Genomic DNA, 6,827 nt, shown 5'->3' with positions numbered 1-6,827 from the left:
GGTTGGTTCCCCCCCCTATCTTCCTCCCGTTCCCTGGTTTCGTTCGATTCGCGGGGGCGCGGTGGTCCGTTTCAGCGGGCGGGGACGGCGGTGTTCCCGCCGCGCGGCGGCGGCCCGTCGTCAGCCCGCTGACACGGGCGTGGGTACAGCTGGTACGCCTGCCCGTGCGGGTGGATCAAGCGGCGCCGTGACGCGCGTCGCTGCTGGCCGCGCGGGTTGCCGGTCCGGCGCGGACGTGTCGGCGCGACGGTGTCATCGCAGGCCGGGGGGCTCGTCGGCGGTGGGATCGGGGTCGCCGGGGGTGGCGTCGTCGCGGCCGGCGGCGGCCCAGTCGATGTGGCTGCCGTGGCCGCTGGCGTTGAGGGCGGCGTCGATGACGGACTCGGCGGTGTCGAACGCGCCGTCGGGGTCGGTGGCGGTGACGTCGATCGTCACCGGGAGGGTGAGGCGGACCTGCCAGTGGCGTGGCAGGCCGGGGAGGTCCAGGATGTCCAGGATTCTGTCGGCGGCGTCGGGGGCGACGTCGTCGGTGGCGGCGTCGCGCAGGGTGCGCCACACCTGTCGGCGCAGCCCCGCCGCCTGTTCGGTGACGGTGGTCGGCGGGGCGGCGGGCGGAGCCGGTACGGGTGGGTGGGCGTCGAGGTAGTCGTGGATGCGGGTGGCGGTGTGGGTGAGCCAGCCTAGTGGGGCGGGCTGGCCGGGGTGGAACGCGTCCCAGGCGTCACGCAGGACGGATTCCAGGGCCGCCGGTCGCGGATCGTCGTCGGAGGTGGGCATGTGAATCTCCTGAGGTCAACAAGGGCGGCCGGCCCCGCTCCCGGGAGGAACGGGGTGCGGGGCCGGCGGTGGCGGGTGGGTCAGTGGCGGCGGTGGGTGGCGGCGACGCGCGATCCGTCGGCGGGTGACGGTCAGGCGCGGCCGGCGGTAGCCGATGGTCACGGCGTGGGGAAGCATGTCGGTGGGTGGTCCGCCTTGCTTGGCGGGCCGCGGGTGTTCGATCTGGACGGCCCCGCTTGCTGAACAGTGCGTCGACTCCGCCGGACGGCGACGGGTGGATCATGTGGCCGGCTGGCGGTGGCGGCCTGCCGTCTTGGGCCGGGACCTGTCCGTTCATTCGGGCAGGTGGAGAACGCCGAGTTCGGCGAGTGGTGTGGTGAGGGCGCGTGCCTGGTCGATGGCGGTCTGCCGCTGGTCGTGCAGGGTCAGCGAGATCGTGGCCAGTGCGGTGGTGAACGGCTGGGGGTCGTTGGTGAGGCCACCGTGGCGGTGGGCGGTGTCGAGGATGTCGTTGAGGTCCTGCTGGTGCGCCCGGATCAGGGAGTCGGCGAAGGCGGCGGTCGCGGCGGCGGTGATGAGGGCGGCGACGGGCGGGGCGTGCAGGTGGCGGTGGAGTGCGGTCCAGTTGACGGTGGCGCCGATCTCGGCGGCGAGGTCGTCGACGGCCTGGGTGATCCCGTTCACGGCTGGCCGGGGTGGGCGATGAGGGGTTGGACCCAGGTGGGGTATTCGTAGCCGTCGTCCCAGGGGAAGCGGCCGTGCCGGTTGGGCCAGACGATCTGCTGCAGGCGGACGCGGTGGCGGCCGTAGAGGGCGAAGGCGGTGCCGGGGTGCAGTGTGTCGGTGGCGTGGCCGTCGACGATGACCGTGTCGTAGCCGGCGATCAGGCCGTTGACGTGCTGGCCGTGGGTGAACCGTTCGGCGCGGTCGTAGACCCGTCCGGCGGCGGTGTTGAGGATCGCGTGGGCGATGCAGGGGTCGAGGCCGGCGATGACCAGCTCCGGGTAGCCGTGGCGGGTGAGGCCGACGGTGTAGGCGAACGGGCCGTGCTCGTCGTCGCCGTCGTTGTCGTCGGGGAGGACGGCGGTCACGGCCCAGCCGAACCTGTCGATCTGCCGCTGCTGGGTGCGGAGGACGTTGTCGAGGTGCGGCATGGCTGTGGTCCTTTCGGTGTGGTGGTCAGCGGGCGAGGATGGAGACGGTGTCGCCGAGCAGGAGCGGGGCTCCGTCGGGGCCTTTGATGTGCTGGTGGATCCAGATGCGGTACGGGCGGCCGTCGGCGTCGTGGAGGCGACGCCAGTGGCCTTTGACGAAGAACCGGACCCGGTAGCGCCATTTCGGTTCGCCGGTGGGGCGGCCGGCGGCGGGTGTCCGGCGGCGCAGCATGACGACGCGGGCGTGGTGGGTGATCTGAGCGCGGTGGGCGCGGCGGCGGGCGGCGCGGTCCAGCGGTGGGGCGGCGACGGTCGTGAGGGGTTGGGACCCGATGACCCAGAACGCGTAGGCGGTGGCGGCGACGGCGTTGACCGGCATGGTGGCTTCGTCGACGCAGTACCGTCCGTCCGGGGCCGGTTCCCACTCGATGTCCTTGTCCGCTGTGGGGGTTGGTCGGGCTTCGACGGGTCTGCCGACGGGGATCCGGGCGGCTGAGGTCAGCACGTAGGGGCCGAAGTCGGCGGCGAGGTGGGTGTCGTGCTGGTACTGGGCGCGTAGACGGGCGGCGGTGGGGTCGAACGGGTCGTCGCGGTCGGCCCAGCTGGTGATCCACCAGTCGGTGCTCGCGGTGCCGGTGTTGTGCATCCTGGTCCAGGCAATGGCGCCGACCGAGGTGACGTGGCCGTGGGGCCCGCGGTGGTAGATCGGTTCAGGCAGGTAGACGATCCCGCTGCGGCTGGGGGCGGCGTCGTCGGTGATGATGTCGCCGGTCAGGTCGAGGGTCTGTGCGGCGGCGGCGACGATCGCGCTCATCTCGGGGGCCAGCACGTAGAGGTCGCCGGTCTGCCAGGGCTGGTGGGACAGGCGGTCGACCGCCGCGAGTGTGGTCGGTGTCGTCGTCGCGGCGGTGTCGGCGAACGCGATGTCGAGGTATGCCCGTAGGTAGCGTCGGGCGAAGTCGGTCCGGCTGTAGTCGACCATCCGTGATGTGAGGTGCACGGCGGCGCGGGCGTAGCCGGCCAGGGTCGTCTCCGTGTAGAAGGTCACGCTGTCCTCCTGGACAGGATCGACGGGGAGCCGTTTGCGGCCTTGGGGGGAACTAGGCGGCGTACACGCCGGCCAGGGCGGCGCCGGGGACCCGGCGGGGCAGCGGGTGTGGCAGCCGCGATCGCAGGTGGGTGGCGGTGGCGGCGAGGCCGGCGGTGAACCAGCCGGTGAACCTGCCGGCGGCGCGGGCAGGTTGCCGCGATGCGTCACGGGTGGCGTCGGGCCGCGCAACCGGTTGAACCATCGGGGCGCGCGCGACGCGCATCGCCCGTCGCGCCTGCCGCGCGGCCGGGCACAGCCCGTCGGTGTGGTCGGGGCACCGCATGAGGCACCGGCCGTCGGGGCCGGGTTGGTGGGCGGTGAGGACGTCGACGGCGAGCCGCCACAGCAGGGGGTCGGTGACGTCGCCGGGGACACGGGCGCGGTGCGACGGGCGGGATCGGCTCCGGTCGGACATGCGGGATGGCCTCCCTTCGGGTTGCGGGGCAGGGGGCCGCCGCCGGGACCGGGTGACGCCGTGTGGCGTCATGGCCCGGTCCGGCCGGCGACCGTGACGATCGACGCTTATCTCTTGACGAAGGTCAAGTCGTCCGGTCGAGGGCGACACCGTGGGAAAGGGGCGGTCGGCCCGGCGTCGTGCGTGGACCTCGCGGTGGGCGTCCTGGTGTCGACGGTTGCCGGTCAGGGTCTTGTCGGTGTGGCCGGGCAGGCTCGGGTCGTGGCCTCGAGGAGGTCTGTCAGCGCGGCGTGGGTGGCCGATTGTCCGTTGTGGTCGAGATGGCTGTCGGTGGCGATGGTGGGCTGCGGTCCGGCCCGGAATCTGGTGATCCGGTGGTGGCGGTGGTCGGCGTCCACCGCGTCGACGCGTCGGATCTCGTGCAGTTGGTCGGGGTCGACGAGCACGTCCTCGTAGCAGACGGCCCAGGCCAGCAGGCGGAGTCCGGGTGTGGGTTCGGTGACGAGGCCGGCGATCAGCCGCGGGTCGACGCAGGCGGCGAGGGCGGGTCGGCCGACCGGCCGGTTGAGGCGCAGCGCGGCGGCGAGGTCGGTCAGGAGGTCCGCGAGGCCGGCGCGGTAGCGGCCCAGGCGTGCCGGGTTCAGCGGCAGGGTGGCGGCGCGCGTCCGGCGCCTCGTGGGGTCGGCGGCGGATGGGGCGGGCCGGTCCTGGACGAGCAGCAGCAGCGGCGGGTGGCCCCAGCCGGCGGTGTCGGCGCGGGCCTCGACGCGTAGGAGGCAGTCGGTGAGGGTGTGGACGGCGTTGTCGGGCATCACGGCGGATGGGCTCCTTTGGCAGGGTGGGCGGGGCCTCGCAGGCCCGAGTGGTCTGCGAGGCCTCCGAGATGCGGCGGGGCGGGTCAGGGCAGGTCGCGGTAGCGGGCGGCCGGGCCAGGGGTGTCGCGGGCCGGGTCGTGGGCGTGGAGGCCGGTGGATGCGCGTTTGGCCAGGTACATGGCCTGGTCGGCGGCGTGTAGAAGATCGCGGGACAGCATGTGTGGTGCGGCGACGGCGTAGCCGACGCTGGCGGTGAGGCTGATCTGCTGGCCGTCGATGTCGTAGGGGCGGTGCGAGATGCGCCGGTGGGCGGTGTGGGCGGCGGCTGCGGTGTCGGCCGTGTCGCCGTGCACGGCGAGGGCGAACTCGTCGCCGGACAGGTGGACGGCCAACACGACCGGTGGTCCGATGGCCGACAGCCGGCTGCCGACCTCGGACAGCAGGTCGTTGCCGTGTTCGTGGCCGTGGACGTCGTTGACGTGTTTGAACCGGTCGAGGTCGACCAGGACGAGCCCGAGGGGTTCCCCCAGCGAGAGGGTGGCGTCGAGGTGGGTCAGCAGGGCGCGTCGGTTCGGCAGGTCGGTGGTGTCGTTGCGGGTGGCCAGCCGGTACCAGCGGTCCCGGTCCCGTGCCCGGTCGGCGAGGGCCCGCCGCTGGTACAGCAGGATCCGCCGCTGCCAGACGATCAGGGGCGCGGCGGCGGCGAGGCCGGCGAGGAGTCCGCCGACCGCTGTCAGGTAGGAGTGCAGATGAGACACTGGATCGCTCCTTGTTGGTGAAGGAGCACCGGGGTGGGCGTGAGCCCGCCAAAGTTCGACGCCCACCCCGGGCTGCCACGGTGGGTCGGGTCAGTCGGCTGCGGGCGCGAGTTGGAACGTCGCCGGCCGGTCGGCGACCTGGACGGCGACGCCGTCGATGACGAGTTTGTGGACGGCGTTGACGACCGCGCCCGCGCTGACCCTGGCCCCGTCGTCCTCGTTCGCTCTGTCGAGGGCCTTGCACAGGTCGCTGGTCTTGAACCGCGTGTCGGGGTGGGCTTCGAGGACGTCGCGGACGGCCGCGCGCAGGGTGCCCTTGGGTCGGCGTGCCGGCGCGGCGGGTGACGGATGCGGCGTGGTGGACCGGCTGTCGGTCGCGGGGGCGGTCCGGGTGTCCGGCGGGTCCGGGGTGTGCCCGGGTCGGGTGTCGCCGCCGGCCGGGTCGGTGCCCGGGGCGTCGTCGCCGGTCTCGACGGTTCCGTCGCCGCCCGGGTCGGTGGCCTCGGCTGCGGCCGGGGTGTCCGGGCTGTTGGGGTCCGTCGGCCGCAACGTCTGCTGGGTGGTCGGCCGGTCCGTGTCGTGGGCCGGTGCCGGCCGTGGCGACTCGCCCGGGGCGTCGCCGGTCGCCTCGTCCGGTTCCGCCGCGGCCCCGGTCCCCGTCTGCGCGGGGGGTGGCTCCGGCGGTTGGGGGCTTTCCCGCTGGTCGTCCGGGGTCTCAGGCGGGGGCGGCGGCGGGTGGGGGGTCGTGCCAGTCGCTGGGGTGTCGTCGCTACCTGCGCTGGTCGTGGTGTTCGTGGTCTGTCGCCACAGGGTGCGGCCGTCGTCGGCGCGGAACGGTTCCGCGTGGCCGGCTTCCTCCAGTTGGCGTAGTCGTTTGGTGGCGGTCGAGTAGCCGACGCCGGCGTGGTGGGCGATCACGGCCGCCGTGTTCTGGCCGAGGTCCGCCAGCGCGGCGGTGATCTTGTCGAGGGCGCTGGGTGCCGCGGTCGGCTCCGGTGTGCTGTTCATCCATGTCCTCCCTGTTGTGGCTGCTCATCGGATGTGTGCGTGAGGTGGCGTGCGTTGATGCACGCTCGACGGCGTCTCGTGATCAAGTCGGATGACCGGATCTCGGGACGCCGCCGACGCTCAGGTGAGGGGTGCGTGCGCCCGACTGCGGGCTGGTGCGGCTACGGTCGGCCGAAGATCCGGTCGCAGCGGGTCGGGTCGACCGGCCGCCACGGCAGGCCCCAGCCGATCCGGTAACGGCCCCCGTCGTCGGGTGCGGCCCGGTGGACGCCGCCGCCGAGGGACACCGGCCGGGTGACGGTGAGGGTGTGGCCGTCGAAGTCGACCGTGCGCCAGTCGCCGCCGACGTGATCGGCCATCGCGGTGAACGTCTGGGCGAGTGCGGTCACCGCCTCACGGTCGAGGGTGAACTCGACGGCGCCGTTCCACCAGCCGGACACGGTGGCGAGGTAGCCCTCGTAGAAGCGGTGGAAGCCGGGGACCGGCTCGTAGCGCAGCCACCGGCCGGACACCACGGTGGTGCTCCCCCGCGCAGGCTCGTAGTCAGGCGTGGGCATCGGCCACCGCCCGGTCGCCGCGTGCAAGCGCCGACCCTGCGACTCCGCCCGGCGGGGCCGGGTGACGTGGTCGACGTGGTCGGCGTCGAACAGGCAGGTGCCGGTGTGGTCCGGGTCGTCGGGTACGGCGGCGGTCAACCTTTGTCATCAGGTGTTCTCCGTTCGTCGGGTACGTCGACGTCCTCGCACCCCCAGGGGGGGGTGTGGAGAGTCTGCAAGGGGTTGTGCTTGGGGGGGACTGGTCTTCACAGGG

9 protein-coding genes are annotated in these 6,827 nt (G+C 73.3%); all 9 read right to left on the bottom strand.

Annotated features, from left to right (window positions below; all coding sequences use genetic code 11):
* Positions 1-252: 252 nt before the first annotated feature.
* The gene (locus ACXAHD_RS30755; RefSeq protein WP_475054955.1) at positions 253-777 is read right to left on the bottom strand and encodes a hypothetical protein; all 525 of its coding nucleotides are present in this window, start codon (positions 775-777) and stop codon (positions 253-255) included.
* 333 nt (positions 778-1,110) lie between these two features.
* Positions 1,111-1,461, bottom strand: a complete 351-nt coding sequence (locus ACXAHD_RS30750) for a hypothetical protein (RefSeq protein WP_475054953.1) — start codon at positions 1,459-1,461, stop codon at positions 1,111-1,113.
* Complete coding sequence (locus ACXAHD_RS30745) at positions 1,458-1,931, bottom strand: DUF4262 domain-containing protein (protein WP_475054951.1); 474 nt, start codon at positions 1,929-1,931, stop codon at positions 1,458-1,460. Before ACXAHD_RS30745 ends, ACXAHD_RS30750 begins: the two co-directional genes overlap by 4 nt.
* 25 nt (positions 1,932-1,956) lie before the next feature.
* Positions 1,957-2,979: a hypothetical protein gene (locus tag ACXAHD_RS30740; RefSeq protein ID WP_475054949.1), complete on the bottom strand. Its 1,023-nt coding sequence runs from the start codon at positions 2,977-2,979 to the stop codon at positions 1,957-1,959.
* A 52-nt stretch (positions 2,980-3,031) separates the two neighbouring features.
* Positions 3,032-3,436, bottom strand: a complete 405-nt coding sequence (locus ACXAHD_RS30735; RefSeq protein WP_475054948.1) for a hypothetical protein — start codon at positions 3,434-3,436, stop codon at positions 3,032-3,034.
* A 224-nt stretch (positions 3,437-3,660) separates the two neighbouring features.
* Positions 3,661-4,248: a hypothetical protein gene (locus ACXAHD_RS30730; protein WP_475054957.1), complete on the bottom strand. Its 588-nt coding sequence runs from the start codon at positions 4,246-4,248 to the stop codon at positions 3,661-3,663.
* A gap of 86 nt (positions 4,249-4,334) precedes the next feature.
* Positions 4,335-5,009, bottom strand: a complete 675-nt coding sequence (locus tag ACXAHD_RS30725; protein ID WP_475054946.1) for a GGDEF domain-containing protein — start codon at positions 5,007-5,009, stop codon at positions 4,335-4,337.
* Positions 5,010-5,099: 90 nt separating this feature from the next.
* Entirely contained in the window at positions 5,100-6,017 is a 918-nt protein-coding gene (locus ACXAHD_RS30720) for a MarR family transcriptional regulator (protein ID WP_475054945.1), read from the bottom strand.
* Between the two features lie 161 nt (positions 6,018-6,178).
* Positions 6,179-6,712, bottom strand: a complete 534-nt coding sequence (locus ACXAHD_RS30715) for a hypothetical protein (RefSeq protein ID WP_475054944.1) — start codon at positions 6,710-6,712, stop codon at positions 6,179-6,181.
* Positions 6,713-6,827: the final 115 nt, after the last annotated feature.

The sequence above is a fragment of the Micromonospora sp. ABR4_055 genome (genome assembly GCF_056160425.1).
This window is presented reverse-complemented; position numbering and strand designations above follow the sequence as displayed.

What these genes read in the sequence shown, in the direction of transcription:
- ACXAHD_RS30730 (WP_475054957.1), bottom strand. Translation starts at nt 4,248, where the DNA reads ATGCCCGACAACGCCGTCCACACCCTCACCGACTGCCTCCTACGCGTC.
- ACXAHD_RS30755 (WP_475054955.1), bottom strand. Translation starts at nt 777, where the DNA reads ATGCCCACCTCCGACGACGATCCGCGACCGGCGGCCCTGGAATCCGTC.
- ACXAHD_RS30745 (WP_475054951.1), bottom strand. Translation starts at nt 1,931, where the DNA reads ATGCCGCACCTCGACAACGTCCTCCGCACCCAGCAGCGGCAGATCGAC.
- ACXAHD_RS30720 (WP_475054945.1), bottom strand. Translation starts at nt 6,017, where the DNA reads ATGAACAGCACACCGGAGCCGACCGCGGCACCCAGCGCCCTCGACAAG.
- ACXAHD_RS30735 (WP_475054948.1), bottom strand. Translation starts at nt 3,436, where the DNA reads ATGTCCGACCGGAGCCGATCCCGCCCGTCGCACCGCGCCCGTGTCCCC.